Consider the following 21,634-nt stretch of genomic DNA (forward strand, 5'->3'; position numbering starts at 1 on the left):
AGGGCTTCAGCGGCGTTTCAGCGGCGGATACCGGTCGCGAACGGAAGGGTGTTCACAAACGCCCGGTGGTGCTCACGGTCGCACCACTCCAGCTTGAGGTAGGACTTGCCGGCCGAGGCCCGGATGGTCCGCTTGTCGCGGCCCAGCGCCTCGGGCGAACGGGACGAGACGGTGATGTAGCCGACGAGGTTGACCCCGGCCGCGCCGGACGCCAGGTCCTCGCCGCGCTGGTCGACCCGCCCGTGGTGCGCCACGTCCCGCGGGTCCACCACCCGGTTCATCTTCGCCGCGCGGCTGGCCTCGGCGTCGTCGTTGGTCTTCTCCGTCAGCATCCGCTCGATGGCGACCTCGGTGGGCTCCAGGTCCATGCAGACCGCGACCGTACGGATCACATCCGGGGTGTGCACCAGCAGCGGGGCCAGGAAGTTGACGCCCACCGGGGTCAGCGGCCACTCCTTGATCCAGGCGGTGGCATGGCACCACGGCGCCCGCGTCGAGGACTCCCGGGTCTTCGCCTGGAGATACGTCGGCTCCATCGCGTCCAGCTCGGCCGGCCAGGCGTTGCGCCTGCTCATCGCCTGGATGTGGTCGATCGGATGGTCCGGGTCGTACATCGAGTGCACCAGCGACGCCAGCCGGGCCTGCCCGAGCGGCTGGCGGACCCGGATGTCCGCCTCCGCCAGCCGGGCGCAGATATCGGTCAGCTCACGGGCCATCACCACCGCGAGCCCGGCGTCCCGGTCCAGCTTCTGGCGCAGCAGCCCGCCGCGGGTCGCCCGCGCGGCCCGGGCCATGGCCTGCGCCTCGGCGGCCAGTTCGCGGGTGTAGTGCATACAGGCGACCAGATAGGCCCGATGCTGCTCGGAGGACGTCGAGACCATCGACTGCAACTGGTCGTACGACTCCTGCAACCAGTGCGGGGACTGGGTATCCCCGCGCTGGGCGACGTCCTTGGCGTGCGCGTCCGGGTCGGCGGGCAGTGTCCGCGCCAGCATCTGCAACCGGGTCACGAACCCGTCCCCGTTGGCCACATGCTTGAGCAGCGTCCCGAACCGGTCGACCAGGGCCTCCTGGTCCTCGCTGTCCCGCAGCCCGACGCCCGGCCCCTCGATCTCGATGGCGGCCGTCACCGTCCGCCGGTCGGCATGCAGCAGCACCGCGATCTCGTCCGGCCCGAACGGCGCCGCCAGCCAGTTGATCCGCCCGATACCGGGTGGTGGCCCGATCTCCACTTCCCTCCCGTCAAGCCGCACGCCCGCCTCCGCAGCACCGGAACGGTAGACCGCCCCATTACGTACCGTTCGCCGGAAACTCCGGCGAATCTCAAACCACTTGTAGAACGTCCGCCCCTTGTACGGCACATACACCGCGGCGAGCCCCACCATCGGAAAGCCCGTCAGCGACGCGATTCGCAGCGGCAGTGCGGGCACCAGCAGCCCGCACATCATCCCCAGGAACGCCCCCGCGATGATCAGCGCGATCTCGCCGGTCTCGCGGTTCTTGCCCACGATGGCATTGGGCCGGGCGCGCCCGATCAAATAGGTGCGCCGCGGCGCGATCGGATGAGAAGGCGTGCTCAACGCCCTTCACCTCCTGCTGTCTTGCCAGTGCGGGCGCTGCTCGGACCGGGGCTCGTACGGGGCACCGGAGCGGGCGTGGACGAGCCGCCGCCGGTACGGGAACTGTGCGCGGCGACCCCGCCGGCCACCGCATCGGCCGGCCGGGACTGCCCGCCCTGCACCTGGCCGCCGCCGTCCCCGCCGGACCGCCGGGAACTGTGCGTCTTGATCCCCTGCGACACCAGCGCCGCCGGCGAGGAGATCATCGCAGCCGCCTGACTGCCGTCCGTGGCCCGGCCCTTGTTCGTACGCGCCGACACCATCTCGTCCCCGAAACCGGGCACGAACCGGTAGATCACCGCACTCGCGAAAATCGCCAGCACGATGATCGCCAGCCCGGACACCACGGCCGAGAACGCATTCGGCCCCTTGTTCCCGGACAGCGCCCCGGCAATTCCCAGCACGATCACGATCACCGGTTTGACCATGATCACCGCGATCATGATTCCCGCCCAGCGCCGGACGTGCCCCCACATGTTCTTGTCGACCAGCCCGGCGTACACCACGGTCCCCAGCAGCGCCCCCACGTACAGCAGCGCGGCCCGGATCACCAACTCCAGCCACAGCACGCCCGCGGCCAGCACGGACACCAGCGAGACCACGATCAGCATGATCGGCCCGCCGCCGATATCCGTCCCCTTGGTCAGCGCCTGCGAGAACGCCCCGAAGAACGTATCGGTCTGCGCCCCCGTCCCCTTCGCGATGATTGCCGTGACCCCATCGGTCGCCGAGACCACCGTGTAGAGAATCAACGGCGTGAACGCGGAGGCCAGCACCGTCAGCCAGAGAAACCCGATCGCCTCACTGATCGCCTCGGTGAGCCGCACCCCCCGCACCGCCCGCTTGGCGACGGCGAGCAGCCACAGCACGAGCGTGAGCACAGTGGACGCGGCGAAGACGACCGCGTACTGCCGCAGAAACGCGGCATTCGTGAAATCCACCTGAGAGGTGGCATTCACCGCTTCCGACAGCTTGTTGACAATCCACGCGGCGGCTTTCGCGCACCCCTTGGCCAGCGAGTCGAGGGGGTCGAGGGGGTTGTTGTCGAGCGGATTGTTCGGCGGCAACTTCGGACCGGTACCGGCTTTGTCGCCGGATTGGCAATAGTCCTTGGCGGGGCCGACGATCAGGTCGCAATTGTCCTTGGGGGACGGGCTCGGTGTCGGTGCGGCCAGAGCCCGGGTGGCGAGCATGAAGAGTGTCGTCTGTACGGACACCACCATGCCGGTGATGGTGAGGGCGCGCCTCGGGTTACCGCGCATAAGTGAACCCTCCGTACTGCTGAACTGCCTTGGTGATCTGGTCTGCACCGGACGTCTTGACGTCCCCGTTGACCGGGGCGGGACCGTCCTGCTGGGAGAAGCCGTCGACCTTCCAGTCCCCGTTCGCCCACTGAAGCTGGAGGCGCATGGTGAACCAGCTGCTGGTCACCGGGTTGGTCGACTGGGCACCGGCAGTGCCGAACAGGCCGGTGCACCACACTTCGAGGTTCGCGGTGTCGCCCGCGAGGTTCACGAGCTTGGTGCCGACGGGGACCGTGCGGGAGACGTACGTCATCCCTTGGGCGGCGTTGCCGTTCGCGTCCAGGCCGAGCTTCTTGAGGAATTCGACGGAGTAGGCGGCATTGAGCTTGGTCTGCATCTCGTCGACCTTGGCGGGGACGAAAACCTGCTGGACGATCGCGTGACGCTCATTCGGTCTGAGGATGTTGGCGGAGACCAACGCCACCGCATAATTCGCCGCCGCCGACTCCGCCCCCTGTTGGGTCTTGGCGAAGCCCGACGCGATGCCGCCGTTCTTGCCGGTGACCGGCTTCGTGCCGGTGGGGGCCGTCGGCTGGGCGGCGGCCGGGTCCTTGGCGGTGTCGCCGGAGCCGGCGGCGGTCTCGCTGTTGCCGCTGCCGCCGCGGTTGGCGAAGGCGATGGCCGCGATCAGCAGCACGACCACGCCGACGATCGTGACCAGGTTGCGGCTGGAGAGGCCGGACCGGGAGCGGCGGGCCGCGCCGTAGGGATCGCCCTCGCCGTCGGGGAGTCTGGTCCGTGTCTGGCCCGTGCCGGGGCCACGGTCGTCGCCGTAGCCGCCGTCCTCGCCGATGCTCATCGCGTCTGTGCCCCCTCTGCCGCCGTCACCGTCGCCGCTGCCGCCGTCGCCGTCCGTGCTGTTGTTGTGCCGCCTTCATATGACCGTAGCCGCGTGTGCGGCGGCTCGGGCGAAGTGGTACGAGTACATCTCACCGTGACGGTTCCTCAGATGCTGGGCGGCAGAGGCGAATGGGGGACTCTGGGCTATTTGCCCCCATCGTCCGCCCGATGTCCGCCACGGCCTGCTGGTGTCCGCACTTGACTCCGGATGCGGCTCCGGACCCGCCTGCGGACCTGTCTCCGGACTGGCCCCCGGATCCACCTGTCCCCGCGGCGCGGGCAGCCCAATCGGCCCGCTGGTGGCGGGGGTGGCACAACCGTGGCACGGGGCCCGTAGGACCGGGGTGAGTGGGCGTCAGCATGGGGCCTCGGGCGGGGAGGTGGGACCTGTGGGGGTACGAGTGGGCACGGGGCGGCGGAGAGATGGCGGGCGGGGGCGCAGGGGTGGCGGCGCCGGGACGGGCGCGTGCCTGGATGCGCGGTGTGGTGACCGGTGGCGACGGGCAGGGCGCAGGGGTGGGGGCCCGGCCCCGCCTGGGGGCGCCGGAGGTGTCCGGCGGCCGAGGCGTCCGGCCGCCGTGCCGTGGAGGGCTAGACGGCCATGCCGTAGACGATGGTGAACAGCGTGCCCAGGGACCCGATGATGAAGACGCCGGTGAGGCCGGCCACGATGAGGCCCTTGCCCTGTTCGGCGCTGAAGGTGTCGCGGAGCGCGGTGGCGCCGATGCGCTGCTTGGCGGCGCCCCAGATGGCGATGCCGAGGCAGAGCAGGATCGCGACCGCCATGATCACCTCAACCATGACGCGCGCCTCGTTGCCCAGGCTGCCGAACGGCCCCCAGTCCGGGGCGATTCCGCCGATGATGGTGGTGATGTCGCCTTTTGAGGCCGCCATGAACATGTGTGAACTCACCGCCCTATTATGGGTAGTTGCGTGCCCGCGCCGCACGGCACGGATCTGTCTCTATCTTCGCTGACAAAGTCGCCATCAGATGGCGACTCGGCGGCAATCTTTGACGGATCCCGTGGGAGTGGCGTGTGCCGGTAAGCGTGCACCGTCCATGGGGCCCCATTGTCTCACCGTGTGTATCACGGCGGATAACGCTGAGCAATGATCGATGGGCGCCGGTCTGCGTCGGTCTACTTGGGGGCGTGTGACATCGCGAAGATCATCAGGAGCGCCACCAGGTGGATGGCGAAGAGGAAATAGCCGACCCGGAACCAGAGGTGCCGGCTCTGCTGCTTCGGATTGTTGGGGTCCACTGCTCCCGCCCTGTCTCGTGTCGTCCGTGCAGTGTCGCTCATCCGGTGGCGCCGGTGTACCGGGATGTGTGGAATCGCACCCTCTGGGCGGCGCCCCCCGGTCCGCCCCCTGCGCCGCCGGATGCGCCGCGGTGCGGCGGCAACTCGCGTGGTGCGCGTCGAAACTGCTGTGAACCGGGCCTGAATGGGGGAGGGTTGTGGGGTGCGGAAATTCTGGATGGCGAGCGGGATCGGGGCGGGGCTGCTGCTCTGCCTGGTCGGGCTGCTCGTGATCGGTACGTACGGTGCGGCGGCGGGGCTGGCGGGGGCCGCCGGCAGGGTGGTCGGGCTGGCGAAGGGGGCGGTGCCGGCCGCGTACCAGCCGATGGTCCAGAAGTGGGGCACTCTCTGCCCGGCCATCAGTCCGGCGCTGCTGGCCGCGCAGCTCTATCAGGAGAGCGGCTGGAACCCGCGTGCGCAGAGCCCGGCGGGTGCGCAGGGGATCGCCCAGTTCATCCCCGAGACCTGGGCGGCCCACGCGGTCGACGGGGACGGTGACGGCAAGAAGGACATCTGGGACCCGAACGACGCGATCGCGTCGGCGGCCTCGTACGACTGCGAGCTGGCGGGCTATGTGAAGGACGCGCCGGGCAACGCCACGGAGAACATGCTCGCGGCGTACAACGCGGGCGCGTACCGCGTCATCCAGTACAACGGCGTGCCGCCGTACAGCGAGACGCAGGGCTATGTGAAGTCGATCACGACGCTGGCCAAGAGCTTCGAGGCGCCGACCGGGCCGGTGGCGTCCTCCCGGCAGGCCGCGGCGGCCATCTACTTCGCGCAGGAGCAGCTGGGCAAGCGTTATCTGTGGGGCGGCGACGGGACGGCGGACCAGGGCGGGCGGTTCGACTGCTCCGGGCTGACGAAGGCGGCGTACCACTCGGTGGGCATCGAGCTGCCGCGGGTGGCGAACGACCAGTGGAACGCCGGACCGCACCCGAAGCGGAACGAACTGCTCCCGGGGGACCTGGTGTTCTTCGCGAACGACCTGAACGATCCGCGGTCCATCCACCACGTGGGGATCTATGTGGGCGGCGGGTACATGATCAATGCGCCGTACACCGGGGCGGTGATCCGCTTCGACAAGATCGATACGCCGGACTACATCGGCGCCACCCGCGTCACGTCCGATGGCGCAAAAGCGCTCCCCACTGCGGACGCTGAGTGAACATAAGGCCCTGAACTGCGCGGATGAATCAAGCTTCGATAACGTCCTGGTGATCATCCGGTGGAGAGTGGAACGCCGGGGGCCGGCGGCGCGTTTCCCTGGCGTGGGGACGCAGCAGGGCTCGCAGTCAGCACACGCCCGACGAGCACAGGGTCGGGCAACGGGGGTTGGCAGCACACCACGGCGCTCGCGCGCGCGAAAGATAAGGGGCCATGTCAGATGGCTGGACTCGCACTGGAGGGGCCGAACCCTGACGTCGACGTGCTCGACGGCATCAACGGCCTCGCGAAGGGTGCCCCGCACTGGGTCAACCGCGCGATGGAGTATCTCGGCGAGTACGGCATCGTCGCCGCCCTCGGAGTGCTGTGTCTGATCGCCTGGTGGGCCGCCCGGCGCAGGCCGGGCGGGTCGGCCACCATCGCCGGGCTGGTGTGGGCGCCGCTGGCCGCCGGGCTGGCGCTGCTGGCCAACATCCCGATCCGGGGCTTCGTCGAGCGCCCCCGGCCGTTCAAGGACCACCCCGGGCTCGATGTGCTGATCCCCGGCAAGAACGACTTCTCGTTCGTCAGCGACCACGCGACGCTCACCATGGCGGTCGGCGTCGGCCTGTTCGTCGCGCACCGCAAGTACGGCCTGATCGGGATCGGGCTGGCGCTCCTGGAGGGCTTCAGCCGGGTCTACATGGGCGTCCACTACCCGACCGACGTCATCGGCGGCTTCGCCCTCGGCACGGCCGTCGCGCTGCTGCTGGCGCCGCTCGCGCAGGCTCTGCTGGGGCCGCTGGCGGGCGCGGTCGACCGCTCGCGGCTGTCCTGGCTGGTGCGGGCCCCGGGCGTACCGGCGGCGGAGGGCGCACCGGCCGGCCGCGGCGGTGAGAGCGGCCCGGTGGTGGCCACGGAGCCGGCGGTGCGGCGGCACGACGAGCGGGACAAGGACCTGGCGGCCTGACGGCTGCTCAGTACGGCGAACGGTACGGCGAAGACCTGGCGGATGCGGATGGCCCGGCCCCGAGGAGGGGCCGGGCCATCCGTGTGTGCGGGTCCCTCAGAGCGCCTGCGCGAAGGTGCTGAACAGCCGCTGCGGGTCGTAGGTCTGCTTGACCTGGGCGAGGCGGGCGGCGGCGTTTCCGTAGTAGGCGGACTTCCAGTCGGACAGACCGGGGTCGGTGTAGTTCTGGTACGCGGCGCCCGAGGAGTGGCGCTGCATCGCGCCGTGGAAAGCATCCAGCCAAGCGGTCCGCGCGCCGGGGGCGCCGTCGGCCGGCCAGGACGCCAAGTACTGGGCCAGGAACCGCGATCCGCGGTGGACGAAGGCGGTGTCCGAGGCGCCCACCCGGTTTATCGCCCCGCCCAGCGCGGTCAGCGCGACATTGCCGTTGACGCCCTTGCGCCCGCCGCTCTCGATCTGGGCCAGCAGGGTGTGGATGCCGTCCGCGGACAGCGAGCGGTCGAAGAAGTGCGAGCGCGCGGCGTAGGTCTCCCGGCCCAGCTCGCCGGATCCGGTGTGGCCGGGCAGCGATCCCGGCATGTGGCACTGCGCGTTCGACTTGGAGGAGCAGCCCGCGTACGCCTCCATCGCGTCCAGGTAGCCGATCGGGGTGAGGTGCACCTTGGTGGCCGGGCCGGGGCCACCGGGCTGGTCGGCGAGCTTGTCGACGGCGTTCTGGAGGTCGTCGTGGCTGCCGAGGGAGAAGGCCGCGACGGAGACGGCCGGGGTGCCGCCGGGGCGGGCGTCGAAATGGGCGGTGGACCATATCTCGTCGGCCTGCGCCGGGCCCCACTTCTGCCAGGAGCCCAGCACCGCCGCGGCCTTGGCCCACGGCCAGGTCATGTACCCCATCACCGCGCGGGGCGCCGGGTGCGTACGGAAGCGGAGTTCGGTGACCACGCCGAAGTTGCCGTTGCCGGCGCCGCGCAGCGCCCAGAAGAGGTCGGGGTGGTGGTCCTTGTCGCAGTCGACGGTCTTCCCGTCGGCCGTGACGACGGTGGCGCCGACCAGGCTGTCGCAGGTCAGGCCGTACGCCCGGGACACCACGCCGTGGCCGCCGCCGAGGGTGAGGCCGGATATGCCGACGGTGGGGCAGGAGCCGCCGGGGATCGTCACACCGTGCGCGCCCAGGCCCTCGTAGACGTCGATGAGCTTGGTGCCGGCGCCGATCCGGGTGACGCCGCCGGACGGTGCGCCGACCTTGGCGAGCGAGGAGACGTCGACGATGAGCTTGCCGTTGCCGCTGGAGAAGCCCGCGTAGGAGTGGCCGCCGCTGCGTATGGCGACCGGGGCGTTGTAGCGGCGGGCGAAGGAGAGGCATTCGGCGATGTCGCCGGGGTGCTTCACATAGGCGACGGCGGCCGGCTTGAGGCCGTCGTAGCGGGTGTTGTAGAGGCGCCGGGCGGTGGCGTACGCCGCGTCCGAGGCACGTATCAACGGGCCGTCCAGGCTTTTGCCCAGCGCGCTCCAGGATGCCTGGGTGGCGGGGGCCTTGGCGGAGGCCGCGGTGTTCATGGCGCCTGCGGTGGTGCCGGAGGCGGCGTTCGCCCCGCCGGAGGGGCCGTCGCAGCCGGTGGCCAGGGCGAGGGAGGTGGCCGTCAGGCCGCCGGCCGTGAGGAGTGTGCGCCGCTTCACTGGGATGAATCCCCCTTGATTGTCGAACGGTCCGGCCCCTGTCGGCCGGTGGTCCGGCCGTGGTCGCGGGGCGTGTGCCGGGACACCGCACCCGGCGGGGCCACGTTCCCCTGTGGCCGAAATGTCCGCCGGTGCCCCGTGCCGTCCGGTGCCCCGAGTGAAGTCCGTTACCGCGCGGTGCTCTTGTGTCCCCCACTACCCAGATGCGGCACGGGGGTTACGGGTTCCCGGAACGGACGGACTCATTCCAGGGGGCGCCCGGTGGCCGGTTCCGGACCGTGCCCCGCCTCGGCCAGGTGGCGCTCGGCGTCGGTACGCGCCTGGGAGCGGGCGCGGCGGGCCATGCCGGTCCAGCCGCAGTCGCAGCGGGCCAGGCAGAAGGAGCCGCGTTCGGTGGTGAAGACGCGGTGCGGTGGGCGGTCGGGCACCCCGCCACGCTACGCGCCCCAGGCCGCGTTGCGTGACGAGCCCCCGGAACGGTCGTTGAACGGATCGGTCGACGCACCGTCAGTCGAGCGGGCGGCGGAACGTCCGACCGTCCCGAGCGGACCGGCCGGCCCAGGCGGTCCCGGACACAGCGGCCGAGGGGGCTCGTACGCATGGTGGTGCAGGACAGGCGAGGCGGCGGTGCGGTGGCCACGGCCGTGGTGTGCGGGTCGGGACTGATGGCGGGGCTGCTGGCGACGGGCTGCTCGCCGAGCGGGGCCGCGGCGGACGACCAGGCGGCGCCCTCCCGGGCGGCAGCCGCGGAGGTGGTGCGGCACAGCGCCGACGCCCTGGTCCGGGCCCGTTCCGCGAAGGTCCGGACGGCGCTGGAGACGGTCAGCGGCGGCACCCGGGTGGCCATCAGGGGCGCCGGGAGCTATGACTTCGCGGCCGGCAGCGGCGAGCTGCGGGTGGTGCTGCCGGACCTGAAGGGCAAGCCGAGCGGCGGCCATCAGCCGATCACGGAAATCCTGGCGCCCGGTGCGCTGTTCATGAAGAACCGCGGCGCGGGGGTGCCGGCCGACAAGTGGGTGCGGGTGGACACCGTCTCGCTGGCCGACGGGAATCTGGTCACCGGCGGGGCGACCGATCCGCTGGCCGCCGCCGAACTGCTGCGCGGGGCACGGCAGGTGACGTATCAGGGGCCGGAGCGGCTGGGCGGGGCCGCGGTGCGGCACTACCGCGGGACGACCGACCTGGCCGCGGCGGCGGGCGTGGCGTCGGCGCGGGCCAGGCCGGCGCTGACCGCAGCGGAAAAGGGGTTCACCACGGCCGTGGTGCCGTTCGACGCGTATCTGGACGAGGCCGGGCGGCTGCGCAGGGTGCGGGAGCGATTCCGGTTCGCCAACGGCACACCGAAGGGGGCGTCGGTGACCTCCACGACCGAGCTGTACGGATTCGGTGCGAAGGCGCCGGTGCGGCTGCCGGACCGGCGGGACATCTACTCCGGGAAGATCGCGGAGGCGAAGCCCTAGGGAGCCGCCCTCCGGGGCCGTGGGTATGCCGGGGGCATGTGCCGGCGGCTCCTGCGGGGTGGCGGAAATGGTCCTTCCGTGCCATGTGCGGGGCGTGCGGCCGTCCCTACGCTGGCCGGTAACCACCAGAGGCGTGGGAAGGCGCTCGAAGGAGGAGGTGTTGGACGTGCCCGCCCATCGCCATCGGACGGTTCAGGACCATGTGGCCCTCGCCGAGATCGACCTCACTGGTGAGTTGATGATCGCGGCGGCTGCCGCGAGCGAGGACCGGCTCAGTGCGGACCGGATCGACGAGGTGCTGCACGTGGACGGGGCCGAGCGCGAGACGGCGCAGGCTCCCTGACCTGCCCGGCCGTCCGGGACTCAGGTGCGCAGCATCCGCTCGATGGCCTTGGTCGCCTCCTGGACCTTGGCGTCGATGGCCTCGGGGCCCTTCACGGCGCCCGGAGCGGAGCTCTCGATGACCGCAGCCGCGACGCAGTGCCGGAGGTGCTCCTCCAACAGCTGGAGGCCGAAGGACTGGAGGCCCTTCGTGCTCGCCGAGACCTGCGTGAGGATGTCGATGCAGTAGACGTCTTCTTCGAGCATGCGCTGGAGCCCGCGGATCTGGCCCTCGATGCGGCGCAGTCGCTTGATGTGCGCGTCCTTTTGCTTGGCGTAGCCGTGCGTGCCGTGCGCAGGGGTCTGTGCAGCGTTGTCGGTCACAGCGCCGGGGCCGTCGAGGGGGGTCGATGCCGGCTCGGGGTCGTGGTGGGCCGCGGCGGCTGCGGTGCTGCCGTTGGTCTCGGCGTCCGTGGTCGTCATGGCCATCTCCCGTGGTATTGAGGCGATCCATATACCCCTGGTGGGTATATCGTAGCGAAGTTCTCGGGCACCCGAGGTACCCCGTGCAGAGCATGCTGCCCGATGGGCGACACTGAAGGAATGCCGGTTAGCTGTGGCTGGATGATGCGCCTAGCATCAACTCGACCGAATCCGATGCACCCCGAGGATTTCACGTGCGCTTTCGTCTGACCCCCAGGGAGACGAGCTTCTACGACATGTTCGCCGCGTCCGCGGACAACATCGTCACGGGCTCCAAGCTCCTGATGGAACTGCTCGGGGCGGACGCCTCCGCACGGGCAGAGATCTCCGAGCGGATGCGGGCGGCTGAGCACGCGGGAGATGACGCGACGCACGCGATCTTCCACCAGCTGAACTCCTCGTTCATCACGCCGTTCGACCGCGAGGACATCTACAACCTCGCATCGTCCCTCGACGACATCATGGACTTCATGGAAGAGGCGGTCGACCTGGTCGTCCTCTACAAGGTCGAGGAACTGCCGAAGGGCATCGAGCAGCAGATCGAGGTGCTGGCGCGGGCGGCCGAGCTGACCGCCGAGGCGATGCCGAACCTGCGCACGATGTCGAACCTCACCGAGTACTGGATCGAGGTCAACCGCCTGGAGAACCAGGCCGACCAGATCCACCGCAAGCTGCTGGCCCACCTCTTCAACGGCAAGTACGACGCCATCGAGGTGCTCAAGCTCAAGCAGATCGTGGACATCCTCGAGGAGGCGGCGGACGCGTTCGAGCACGTCGCCAACACGGTCGAGACCATCGCGGTCAAGGAGTCCTGAGCCCCGGCCATGGACACCTTTGCGCTCGTCGTGACCATTGCGGTCGCGCTCGGTTTCACATATACCAACGGCTTCCACGACTCCGCGAACGCCATCGCGACCTCGGTGTCGACGCGGGCGCTGACCCCGCGGGCCGCGCTGGCGATGGCGGCCGTGATGAACCTGGCCGGTGCCTTCCTGGGCAGCGGCGTCGCCAAGACGGTCAGCGAAGGGCTGATCGCCACTCCCCACGGCGACAAGGGGATGGGCATCCTCTTCGCCGCGCTGCTCGGCGCGGTCGTCTGGAACCTCATCACCTGGTACTTCGGACTGCCGTCGTCGTCCTCGCACGCGCTGTTCGGCGGCATGGTCGGTGCGGCGCTCGCCGGCGGCACGACGGTGATCTGGTCCGGGGTGATCTCGAAGGTCGTCCTGCCGATGTTCATCTCGCCGGTGATAGGCCTGGTGCTCGGCTACCTCGTGATGGTGCTGATCCTCTGGCTGTTCCGTAAGGCCAATCCGCACAAGGCCAAGCGCGGTTTCCGCATAGCGCAGACCGTCTCGGCGGCGGGCATGGCCCTCGGCCACGGCCTCCAGGACGCGCAGAAGACCATGGGCGTCGTGGTGATGGCCCTGGTCATCGCCGACGTCGAGAAGCCGAACGACGCCATTCCGCTGTGGGTCAAGCTGGCCTGCGCGATCACCATGTCGCTCGGTACGTACGCGGGCGGCTGGCGGATCATGCGGACGCTGGGCCGGCGGATCATCGAGCTGGACCCGCCGCAGGGCTTCGCGGCGGAGACCACGTCCGCCGCGGTGATGTACGTGGCGTCGTTCATGTTCCGCGCGCCGATCTCCACCACGCACGTCATCACCGCCTCGATCATGGGCGTCGGCTCGACCAAGGGCTCGCGGGCGGTGCGCTGGGGCGTGGCCAAGAACATCGTGATGGGCTGGTTCATCACCATGCCGGCGGCGGCGCTGGTCGCCGGGCTGGCGTACTGGCTGATCCGGCTGGCCTTCGGCTGACGGAACGTCGTCGCAGGCCGCCGGCCGCGGCAAGCAGAATGGGCCCGCCCCCCGGGAAGGAGGGGCGGGCCCTTCGTCATGCGGTGGCACCGCCATGCAGCACCGCAGGACGCGGAGGGGCCGGGCCGGGACCTCGCGGTCCGGGCCCGGCGGTGCCTGCTAGCCGAAGCGGCCGGAGATGTAGTCCTCCGTGGCCTGGACCGACGGGTTGGAGAAGATCCGCTCGGTCTCGTCGATCTCGATCAGCTTGCCGGGCTTGCCGACGGCCGCCAGGTTGAAGAACGCGGTGCGGTCCGAGACCCGCGCGGCCTGCTGCATGTTGTGCGTCACGATGACGATCGTGAAGCGCTCCTTGAGCTCGCCGATCAGGTCCTCGATGGCGAGGGTGGAGATCGGGTCGAGCGCCGAGCAGGGCTCGTCCATCAGCAGCACCTGCGGCTCGACCGCGATGGCGCGGGCGATGCACAGCCGCTGCTGCTGGCCGCCGGAGAGTCCGGAGCCGGGCTTGTTGAGGCGGTCCTTGACCTCGTTCCAGAGGTTGGCGCCGATGAGGGACTTCTCGACGATGTCCTTGAGCCGGCTCTTCTTGTACGAGCCGTTGAGCCGCAGCCCGGCCGCGACATTGTCGAAGATCGACATCGTCGGGAACGGGTTGGGGCGCTGGAAGACCATGCCGACGGTGCGGCGGACGGCGACCGGGTCGACGCCGGAGCCGTAGAGGTTCTCGTCGTCCAGCATCACCTTGCCCTCGACACGGCCGCCGGGGGTGACCTCGTGCATCCGGTTCAGGGTGCGCAGGAAGGTCGACTTGCCGCAGCCGGAGGGGCCGATGAAGGCGGTCACCGAGCGCGGCTCGATGGTCATCGAGATGTCGTCGATGGCCTTGTGAGCGCCGTAGTACGCGTTCAGGCCGCTGACGTCGATTCGCTTGGCCATGTAAATCACTGCTTCTTTCTGGCGGGGCGCCGCGGGTCAGTGCTTCGGGGCCTTCCAGCGGGCGATGCCGCGGGCCACCAGGTTGAGGATCATGACGAAGGCGATGAGCACGAGTGCCGCGGCCCAGGCGCGGTCGTACGAGGCATCGGAGCCCTGCTGCCACTGCTGGAACACATAGAGCGGCAGCGACTGCTGGGCGCCTTCGAAGGGGTTGTTGTTGATCGTCTTCGCGCCCCACACCAGGAGCAGCACCGGGGCGGTCTCACCGGTGATCCGGGCGATGGCGAGCATGACACCGGTGGTGATGCCGCCGATCGAGGTGGGGAGGACGACCTTCAGGATCGTGCGCCACTTGGGGACGCCCAGGGCGAGGGACGCCTCGCGCAGCTCGTTCGGGACGAGCTTGAGCATCTCCTCGGTGGAGCGGACCACGACCGGCATCATCAGGATCGCCAGGGCCATCGAGCCGGCGAAGCCGGACGGGCCGAAGCCGAGGATCAGGATCCACACGGAGAGGATGAACAGTCCCGCCACGATGGAGGGGATGCCGGTCATCACGTCCACGAAGAAGGTGACGACCCGGGCGAGCTTGCCGCGGCCGTACTCGACCAGGTAGATCGCCGTCAGCAGACCGATCGGCGCGGCGATCAGGGTCGCCAGTCCGACCTGCTCCAGGGTGCCGATGATCGCGTGGTAGATACCGCCGCCGGGCATCGCGTCCGGGAGGGTGCCCATCGAGTGGGACAGGAAGTAGCCGTCCAGGACCTTGCTGCCGCGGGCGACGGTCTCCCACAGGAGCGAGGCGAGCGGCACGACCGCGAGCAGGAAGGCGATCCAGACCATGCTGGTGGCCAGCCGGTCCTTGGCCTGGCGGGCGCCCTCGACGGCGGCGGTCAGCGCGTACGTCCCGAAGATGAAGACCAGCGCGGCGATCAGGCCCCACTGGATGGTGCTGTCCAGGCCGGCGCCCAGTCCGATGCCGCAGCCGGCGCCGACCGCGACCAGCGCGAGGACCGGCGGGGTCCAGCGGGGGAGCCGGGCCTGCTGGAGGGAGACGGCGCTACGGGACTCGGCGACCCGGCGGTGTCGGTGGCTTGTCGTGACGCTCATGCCGATACCTCGATTCGCGAGGTATCGCATGCGCGAGACACGCACCTCTTGTCGATTCTCCCCCAGCCTTCGGCCGGGGGTACCCCCATGCTTCGCTCACTCATGCGGCCCTCTTCGTTCGCTTCTCCGCCCGCTCGGCGCAGGGGTGCGGCGGTCGTGATCGTCTGCGGCCGGGCGGCCTCGCGTGTTCCCCCAGCTACCGCTGGGCGGTTCCCCCGGCTCATGCCGCGGCCCCCGAGTACTCCTTGCGGCGGGCGATGATCAGGCGCGCCGCGCCGTTGACGAGCAGCGTGATCACGAAGAGGACGAGGCCGGAGGCGATCAGCGCGTTCTGCCCGAAGGTGTCGGCCTCGCTGAACTTGCTGGCGATGTTCTGCGCGAAGGTGCCGCCACCCGGGTCCAGCAGGCTGGAGCCGATCAGGAAGCTCGGGGAGAGCACCGTGGCGACGGCCATCGTCTCGCCCAGCGCGCGGCCCAGGCCCAGCATCGAGGCGCTGATGACGCCGGAGCGGCCGAAGGGGAGCACCGACATCCGGATGACTTCCCAGCGGGTGGCGCCGAGGGCCAGCGCGGCCTCCTCGTGCATCTTGGGGACCTGGAGGAAGACCTCGCGGCTGACGCTGGTCACGATCGGCAGGATCATGATCGCGAGCAGGATGCCGACGGTGAACAGCGAGCGGGCGGCCCCGTTGCTGTAGCTGAAGATCCCGGTCCAGCCGAGGTAGTCGTTCAGCCAGCTGTAGAGGCCGCCGAGGTGCGGTACGAGGAAGAGCGCGCCCCACAGGCCGTAGACGATGCTGGGGACGGCCGCGAGCAGGTCGATGACGTAGCCGAGCGGCGAGGCCAGCTTGCGCGGCGCGTAGTGCGAGATGAAGAGCGCGATGCCGACCGCGACCGGTACCGCGATGAGCATCGCGACGACCGAGCTGACGACGGTGCCGAAGGCGAGCACCGCGATGCCGAACTTGGGCTCCAGGCCGGCGGCGTTCCAGTCGAGGGTGGTGAAGAAGTTGGCCTTGTCGCCGGAGATGGCGAGCACGGACCGGTAGGTGAGGAAGGCCCCGATGGCGGCCATGATCACCAGGAGGGCGATTCCGGAGCCCCGGGAGAGCCCGAGGAAGATCCGGTCACCGGGGCGGACCGCCTTGCCGGAGACCGAACCGGTCGCCGGTGGAGGCGTGTTGGTTATTGGGGGCGCTGAGTAGTCCATGGTTTCTCCGGTCTGCGGAGCCCGCGGGGGCTCCTGGCGCGGCGGTGCACCGGACGGGCGGCGGCCCCGTGGCCGTACGGACCGGAAGGCTCCGGTCCGTACGGCCACGAGGGCTCGCCGCCCGGAAGGTCAGGAGAGCGTGGCGACGGTCTTGCGGACCTTGCCGATCGTCTCGTCGGGGATGGGGGCGTAGCCGAGCGCCTTGAGGGCGTCCTGGCCGTCCTTGCTCGCGACGTAGTTCAGGAAGGACTTGGTCGCGGCGAGGGTGTCGGCCTTGTTGCCCTTGTCGCAGGCGATCTCGTACGTCACCAGGGTGATCGGGTAGGCGCCCTCGGCCTTGGTGGCGTAGTTGAGCTTCACCGCCAGGTCGTTGCCCTGGCCGGACGGCTTGGCCTCGGCGATCGCCTTGGAGGCGTTCTCGACGGTGGCCTCGACCGGGGCCTTGGCACCGGTGTTGATCTTGACCGTCGGGATCTTGTGGGCCGTCGCGTAGGACAGCTCGAAGTAGGAGATCGCGCCGCTGGTCTGCTGCACCTGCGAGGAGACGCCGGCCGAACCGGACGCCGCCTGGCCGCCGGTGCCCTCCCACTTCTTCCCCGGCTCGTGCTTCCAGGCGTCGGCGGCGGCGCCCTTGAGGTACTTGGTGAAGTTGTCGGTGGTGCCCGAGTCGTCGGAGCGGTGGAACGCCTGGATCTTGAGGTCCGGGAGCTTGGCGGCCGGGTTGAGCTTCTTGATCGCGGGGTCGTTCCAGTTGGTGATCTGCGAGTCGAAGATCTTCGCCAGGGTCGGCGCGTCCAGGACGAGGTTGTCGACGCCGGGGACGTTGTAGCCGACCGCGATCGGGCCGCCGACCATCGGCAGGTCGATCGCCTGGCCGCCCTTGCAGACGGCCTTCGACTTGGCGATCTCGTCCGGCTTGAGCGGCGAGTCGGAGCCGGCGAAGGCGGTCTGGCCCTGGAGGAAGGTGGTGACACCGGCACCCGAGCCCGTGCCCTGGTAGTTGATCTCGGTGCCCGAGCAGGCGCCCGAGTAGCTCTGCACCCAGACGTCCATGGCGTTCTTCTGCGCCGTCGAGCCGGACGCGAGGAGCTTGCCCTTGCCGTCGCACTTGATGTTGGCCGCCTTGGCGGAGCTGCCGCTGCCGCCGCTGGAGCCGCTGGTGTTGTCGGAGCCGCACGCGGTCAGGGCCAGGGCACCGGAGACGGCGAGAGCGCCAACGGCGAGGGCGCGAACCCGGTTCTTGCGCTGAAGCTTCACTGTCGAGAGTTCCTTCCTGGTGCGCGCCGTTTCCGCGGCGTGCGGGGTGGTGACGGGATGGGGCGGTGTCGCGTTGCCTGGCGGCGTCCGCGAACTCGGTACGGCCGAAATTAGGCAGATCAGGTGAAGCGGCCGATGGGGCAGAGTGAACGCACGGTGAACCTCGGCCGTCAGCTGGGTGCGAGGCGAGAAGCGCCCGGTATCCCGTACGAAACGGCTCGTCGCCCTGTTGAATTACCGGTCGGTATGGCAGCATCCGCGCCGAAGGCGGGCACACGAATCGGTGCGGAACGACCGGAGGTGACTGGTGGGGAGCCAGGGGGCACGGCAGGGCGTTCGGGGCGTGGGTGAGGGTTGGGGCGTACGGGGCGAAGAGGCCGCAACGGCTGCCAGGGGCGGCCGGCTGGCGGTCTGCGCCACGGTCGTCCTCTGTGCGACGGGGCTGCTCGGTGGCACGGCGACCGCGGCGCAGCGCAGCCCGGACCCGCCCGGCGAGGCCCGGCACCTGGAAGACGTACGCAAGGAGATCGACGCTCTGTACCGCAAGGCGGAGCAGGCCACCGACGCCTATAACGCCGCCGAGGAACAGGTCCGGCTCCAGGAGAAGGAAATCGTCGACCTGGCCCGCACCATTGACGGCGCCCAGCGCAGGCTCGCCGCCCTCAAGCGTCAGGCCGGTGCGCTGGCCAGCGCCCAGTACCGCGGCGGCGGGATCCCCACCGAGGCGAAGCTGATCCTCAACGCCGACCCGGAAGCCTTTCTCAACAATGCCGACCTGGCCCGCAAGGGGCAGCAGGCCGCCAAGGGCGTGATCAACCAACTCACGCATCTGAAAAGCGACTTGGAGGGCTATGCGCGGTCCGCCACCGACCGCTGGGAGCAGCTGGAGGCCAACCGCAAGAAGAAGGACGCCGCCCGCAAGGAGATCAATGACAAGATCGACGCGGCGAAAGCGCTGGAATCCCGGCTGGCCGCCAAGGAAAAGGACCGGCTGCGGAAACTGGAGGACGACCAGGCGCTGCTGGCCCAGCAGAAATGGCTCGACTCCGGCGTACTGAAAGACATCACCCACAAAGCGTCCGACCGGGGCAAGAAGGCGATTTCGTACGCGACCTCACAGATCGGGAAGGATTACGTCTGGGGCGCCGTGGGACCGGACACGTTCGACTGCTCCGGGCTGACCCTGCGGTCCTGGCAGGCCGCCGGCCGGACGATTCCGCGGACCTCGCAGGAGCAGTGGCGGCAGCTGCCGCGGGTGTCGCTCCAAGAAATGCGCCCCGGCGACTTGATCATCTATTTCTCCGACGCCAGCCATGTCGGCATGTATCTCGGCGACGGCGCGATCGTGCACGCGCCGCGGCCCGGGCGGCAGGTGACGATCACCGGTGCCGGCTCGATGCCGATCCTCGGCGTCGTGCGGCCCGATGGGGATTCCGGCGGCGGTGTCAATAGCGGGGCGGAGTGATCCCGGACATTTTCCGGCGGCCAATATTCGCCGAATGACGGCGCGAAGGACCGGATTGTTTAATTTCGGAGGGTCGCCGGCGGGGCGCGGGCGGGTGTCCATCCGTAGTGGACTCGTAGCTGAATGCGGTCGTTCGGGGTGATGTTCGTCATTCCGATTTCCACCCGCCCCTGGTGAAATCGCTTATGGGCCGCGGCATATGACGTTGGCGGATTGCGTTGGCCCATTCCATGCCGGGCCGTAGTGACGCTATGGTCGCCATTCAATGCCCGGCAGCACCCCCACTCAATTGACCGACGAGCGAGGCTGAGCCGGGCTCGGTGAGGTGCCGGTCGGCGCGCCACCGGACCCCTCGGGGGGAGGGAAGGAAGCAGACCCATGCCCGTACCCGCACCGCACCAGCGGTCGGTCGTGCTGCCGCACCAGGCGGCACCGGTGGACGACGGCTGCGCGGAGAACGTCCGCGCGGCGGCCGTCGGCGTGCCGGCGCATGGGGACTGCCTGGAGGTCTCGCGCGCGCCGCAGGACACGCTGGAGGCGGCCGGTACGCCCCTGGTGGCGTCCCCTGCTGCCGCCGGTCCCTCCCCACTGCCCAAGGACCTCCCGGAGTCCCGGCTTCCGCATCGGGACGCCCAGCGTCGACTTTCGGCCGAAGAGGCTGCTGCCCACCTGGCCGGCAGCCATGCAGCCGACCCCGCGACCGGCGTGGTGACCCCCGCCACACCCGACGGGCCCCCGGCCAGGGGCGCCGGCGGCGAGGAGCCCGCCCGCGAGGAATCGGCCACCCCGGACTCCCGCCCCCAGGTGTCCACACCCCAGGGCCTGACCCTGCTCCTCATAGGCGAGGACCCGAACAACCACGTCCCCGAGATGTGGGACTGGGCCGGCCGCAAGGTCCGGCTGCGCACCGCCCGCAACCTCACCGAGGCCGAGCGGCTGCTCACCGACGACGTGCACTGCATCCTGCTCGACCTCACCCCGGCCGACCGCGACGAGCGGGCCGCCGACGCCGCCCCCCGGGGCGACGAGCTGGGCGCGCTCCGCGACGTCCTGCGCATGGCCCCCGCGCACGCCGTCCTCGTCCTGACCTGCGAGACGGACGCCGAGCGGGCCGCCGACGCGGTACGGGTCGGTGCCCAGGACTACCTCTTCCGCGACGAGCTGGACGGCGCGGTGCTCAGCCGCGCGGTGCGCTACGCCGTCGAGCGCAAACGCGCCGACCTGGCCCAGCGTCAGCTCACCGAGTCCCGGATGCTCGCCCAGGAGAACGCCCGCCTGGAGCGCGGCCTGCTGCCGACGCCCCTGCTGGACGGCTCCGATCTGCGGTTCGCCGCCTGCTACCGCCCCGGGCGCAGCCGTGCCCTCCTGGGCGGCGACTTCTACGACACCGTCCGCACTCCGGACGGCACCGTCCACGCCATGATCGGCGACGTCTGCGGCCACGGCCCCGACGAAGCCGCGCTCGGCGTCGAACTCCGCATCGCCTGGCGCGCGTTGACCTTCGCCGGGCTGTACGGCGACGAACTGCTCGCCACCCTCCAGAAGGTGCTGGAGAACGAGCGCGCCGACGACGAGATCTTTGCGACGCTGTGCACCGTCGACATCTCCGAGGACGGCCGCCGCGCCGGCCTGTGCCTGGCCGGCCACCCCGCGCCCCTGCTGGCCCGCGCCGGGGAGCAGCCGCAGCTGCTGCCGTACGAGTTCGGCGGCCCGGCGCTCGGCCTGCTGCCCGACGCCCGCTGGCCGCGCCGCCAGGTCGAACTGGGCGGCGCCTGGAGCCTGATGATGTACACCGACGGCCTCATCGAGGGCCGGGTCGGCGAGGGCAACCGGCGTCTCGGCCAGGAGGGCATGACCGAACTCGTCACCCGCCAGCTGGCGGCCGGCCTCCAGGGGGAGGAACTGCTGGACGCCTCGGTCCGGGAGGTGCGCGACCTCAACGGCGGTGAACTCACGGACGATGTGGCCGTACTGCTCCTCGACCGCCGTTAAGGCGGGCCAACCGGCCAAATCGGCCAACCGGCCAGCTGGACGGCAGGGCAACCGGCCGGCGAGGCAACCGGCCGGCCGGGCAGGACGGGGGACGCGGGAGGGGATCGGTCCTATCGCCGCGGAAGCGACAAAACCGGGCAGGCCCCTCAGGGGGACCTGCCCGGTCTGCTGTCGGTCGTCGCGCCGGTGCGTGCTTACCGGCGGCCGTTGTACGGCCCGTAGGGGCCGTCCGAGCTGGAGCCGCCGCCGCGCCGCGGTCCGCGCCCGCCGCCGGTGACCGCGCGCAGGGCGGGACGGACGTCGACGGTGTAGACGATCACCGCGATCACGCCGATGATCGGCAGGAACGACATCAGCGGCAGCAGGAACAGCAGCGCCGTGGCGAGCCCGAGGAAGATCAGCCACATGCCCTTGTTCTGCTTGCTCGCCGCCCGATAGGCGTCCTCGCGGCGCACCGCCGCGTCGACGAGCATCACGGCGGCATACACGCCGAGGGCGAGCTGCACCCAGCTCAGAATGCTCTGGAATCCGTAAATCAGCACGCCATCCACCGCCCGTTGGCCGTTCGCCAGGAATCTCGGTCTGTCACTCGGTCTCTTGGGGCCGTCAGAACCTCTGCGCCCACCGTACCCGCACAACGGGCCGGGCACGTGAGGAGTGCCCGGCCCGTTCGGATCCGCGGGAATCCGCTGCGATCCGGGGGAGTGCGGAGTGGTCAGCCGC

The 21,634-nt window shown here is 70.2% G+C and carries 21 protein-coding genes; 8 read left to right on the forward strand and 13 right to left on the reverse strand.

Annotated features, from left to right (window positions below):
- Positions 1 to 17: 17 nt before the first annotated feature.
- The 5 genes from IEZ17_RS16845 to IEZ17_RS43850 form a co-directional block, all read right to left on the reverse strand.
- The gene (locus tag IEZ17_RS16845) at positions 18 to 1,580 is read right to left on the reverse strand and encodes an SCO6880 family protein (protein WP_189300929.1); all 1,563 of its coding nucleotides are present in this window, start codon (positions 1,578 to 1,580) and stop codon (positions 18 to 20) included.
- Positions 1,577 to 2,881 carry a hypothetical protein gene (locus tag IEZ17_RS16850; RefSeq protein ID WP_189300931.1) on the reverse strand — a complete coding sequence of 435 codons (1,305 nt, stop codon included), beginning with the start codon at positions 2,879 to 2,881 and terminating at the stop codon, positions 1,577 to 1,579. The genes IEZ17_RS16845 and IEZ17_RS16850 overlap by 4 nt, the downstream gene beginning before the upstream one ends.
- Complete coding sequence (locus IEZ17_RS16855) at positions 2,871 to 3,722, reverse strand: DUF8175 domain-containg protein (RefSeq protein WP_189300933.1); 852 nt, start codon at positions 3,720 to 3,722, stop codon at positions 2,871 to 2,873. Before IEZ17_RS16855 ends, IEZ17_RS16850 begins: the two co-directional genes overlap by 11 nt.
- Positions 3,723 to 4,354: 632 nt before the next feature.
- Entirely contained in the window at positions 4,355 to 4,663 is a 309-nt protein-coding gene (locus tag IEZ17_RS16860) for a DUF8827 family protein (RefSeq protein WP_043265539.1), read from the reverse strand.
- A 239-nt stretch (positions 4,664 to 4,902) separates the two neighbouring features.
- Positions 4,903 to 5,025 (reverse strand): hypothetical protein, encoded by a 123-nt coding sequence (locus IEZ17_RS43850; RefSeq protein WP_268249826.1) that lies wholly within the window; start codon positions 5,023 to 5,025, stop codon positions 4,903 to 4,905.
- 217 nt (positions 5,026 to 5,242) lie between these two features.
- Here IEZ17_RS43850 and IEZ17_RS16865 point away from each other — a divergent pair, with 217 nt between their 5' ends.
- Both IEZ17_RS16865 and IEZ17_RS16870 read left to right on the forward strand, forming a co-directional pair.
- On the forward strand, positions 5,243 to 6,232 hold the full coding sequence (locus IEZ17_RS16865; protein WP_308427668.1) for a C40 family peptidase: 990 nt from the start codon (positions 5,243 to 5,245) through the stop codon (positions 6,230 to 6,232).
- A gap of 219 nt (positions 6,233 to 6,451) precedes the next feature.
- Complete coding sequence (locus tag IEZ17_RS16870; RefSeq protein ID WP_189300937.1) at positions 6,452 to 7,180, forward strand: phosphatase PAP2 family protein; 729 nt, start codon at positions 6,452 to 6,454, stop codon at positions 7,178 to 7,180.
- Between the two features lie 96 nt (positions 7,181 to 7,276).
- Here the strand turns inward: IEZ17_RS16870 and IEZ17_RS16875 are convergent, their stop codons facing one another.
- Positions 7,277 to 8,854 carry an FAD-binding oxidoreductase gene (locus IEZ17_RS16875; RefSeq protein WP_189300939.1) on the reverse strand — a complete coding sequence of 526 codons (1,578 nt, stop codon included), beginning with the start codon at positions 8,852 to 8,854 and terminating at the stop codon, positions 7,277 to 7,279.
- A gap of 242 nt (positions 8,855 to 9,096) precedes the next feature.
- Complete coding sequence (locus tag IEZ17_RS16880) at positions 9,097 to 9,282, reverse strand: hypothetical protein (RefSeq protein ID WP_189300941.1); 186 nt, start codon at positions 9,280 to 9,282, stop codon at positions 9,097 to 9,099.
- Between the two features lie 171 nt (positions 9,283 to 9,453).
- Here IEZ17_RS16880 and IEZ17_RS16885 point away from each other — a divergent pair, with 171 nt between their 5' ends.
- Both IEZ17_RS16885 and IEZ17_RS16890 read left to right on the forward strand, forming a co-directional pair.
- The gene (locus IEZ17_RS16885) at positions 9,454 to 10,314 is read left to right on the forward strand and encodes an SCO4651 family lipoprotein (RefSeq protein ID WP_189300943.1); all 861 of its coding nucleotides are present in this window, start codon (positions 9,454 to 9,456) and stop codon (positions 10,312 to 10,314) included.
- A gap of 157 nt (positions 10,315 to 10,471) precedes the next feature.
- Positions 10,472 to 10,657 carry a hypothetical protein gene (locus tag IEZ17_RS16890; protein WP_189300945.1) on the forward strand — a complete coding sequence of 62 codons (186 nt, stop codon included), beginning with the start codon at positions 10,472 to 10,474 and terminating at the stop codon, positions 10,655 to 10,657.
- Positions 10,658 to 10,677: 20 nt separating this feature from the next.
- Here IEZ17_RS16890 and IEZ17_RS44170 read toward each other — a convergent pair whose 3' ends face one another.
- A complete protein-coding gene (locus tag IEZ17_RS44170; RefSeq protein ID WP_189300947.1) occupies positions 10,678 to 11,118 on the reverse strand; it encodes a metal-sensitive transcriptional regulator in 441 nt (146 codons plus the stop codon).
- A gap of 194 nt (positions 11,119 to 11,312) precedes the next feature.
- Between IEZ17_RS44170 and IEZ17_RS16900 the strand changes: the two genes are divergently transcribed.
- Positions 11,313 to 11,933, forward strand: coding sequence for a DUF47 domain-containing protein (locus IEZ17_RS16900; RefSeq protein ID WP_159508676.1), 621 nt, complete (start codon positions 11,313 to 11,315; stop codon positions 11,931 to 11,933).
- Between the two features lie 9 nt (positions 11,934 to 11,942).
- Entirely contained in the window at positions 11,943 to 12,941 is a 999-nt protein-coding gene (locus tag IEZ17_RS16905) for an inorganic phosphate transporter (RefSeq protein ID WP_189300949.1), read from the forward strand.
- Positions 12,942 to 13,100: 159 nt separating this feature from the next.
- Here IEZ17_RS16905 and pstB read toward each other — a convergent pair whose 3' ends face one another.
- The 4 genes from pstB to pstS all read right to left on the reverse strand — a co-directional run bounded on the left by pstB (position 13,101) and on the right by pstS (position 17,454).
- Positions 13,101 to 13,877 carry a phosphate ABC transporter ATP-binding protein PstB gene (gene pstB / locus IEZ17_RS16910; RefSeq protein ID WP_189300951.1) on the reverse strand — a complete coding sequence of 259 codons (777 nt, stop codon included), beginning with the start codon at positions 13,875 to 13,877 and terminating at the stop codon, positions 13,101 to 13,103.
- Positions 13,878 to 13,913: 36 nt separating this feature from the next.
- On the reverse strand, positions 13,914 to 14,987 hold the full coding sequence (gene pstA / locus IEZ17_RS16915) for a phosphate ABC transporter permease PstA (RefSeq protein WP_189300953.1): 1,074 nt from the start codon (positions 14,985 to 14,987) through the stop codon (positions 13,914 to 13,916).
- Positions 14,988 to 15,207: 220 nt separating this feature from the next.
- The gene (gene pstC / locus IEZ17_RS16920) at positions 15,208 to 16,197 is read right to left on the reverse strand and encodes a phosphate ABC transporter permease subunit PstC (RefSeq protein WP_189300955.1); all 990 of its coding nucleotides are present in this window, start codon (positions 16,195 to 16,197) and stop codon (positions 15,208 to 15,210) included.
- Positions 16,198 to 16,326: 129 nt separating this feature from the next.
- Positions 16,327 to 17,454 (reverse strand): phosphate ABC transporter substrate-binding protein PstS, encoded by a 1,128-nt coding sequence (pstS, locus tag IEZ17_RS16925; RefSeq protein ID WP_189300957.1) that lies wholly within the window; start codon positions 17,452 to 17,454, stop codon positions 16,327 to 16,329.
- Positions 17,455 to 17,797: 343 nt separating this feature from the next.
- Between pstS and IEZ17_RS16930 the strand changes: the two genes are divergently transcribed.
- Positions 17,798 to 18,919 carry a C40 family peptidase gene (locus IEZ17_RS16930; protein ID WP_229852327.1) on the forward strand — a complete coding sequence of 374 codons (1,122 nt, stop codon included), beginning with the start codon at positions 17,798 to 17,800 and terminating at the stop codon, positions 18,917 to 18,919.
- Positions 18,920 to 19,297: 378 nt separating this feature from the next.
- The gene (locus tag IEZ17_RS16935) at positions 19,298 to 20,911 is read left to right on the forward strand and encodes a PP2C family protein-serine/threonine phosphatase (RefSeq protein WP_189300960.1); all 1,614 of its coding nucleotides are present in this window, start codon (positions 19,298 to 19,300) and stop codon (positions 20,909 to 20,911) included.
- A 194-nt stretch (positions 20,912 to 21,105) separates the two neighbouring features.
- Here IEZ17_RS16935 and IEZ17_RS16940 read toward each other — a convergent pair whose 3' ends face one another.
- A complete protein-coding gene (locus tag IEZ17_RS16940; RefSeq protein ID WP_189300962.1) occupies positions 21,106 to 21,453 on the reverse strand; it encodes a DUF2516 family protein in 348 nt (115 codons plus the stop codon).
- Positions 21,454 to 21,634 lie beyond the last annotated feature (181 nt).

Source organism: Streptomyces albospinus, from assembly GCF_014648695.1.
GTDB classification, from domain to species: domain Bacteria; phylum Actinomycetota; class Actinomycetes; order Streptomycetales; family Streptomycetaceae; genus Streptomyces; species Streptomyces albospinus.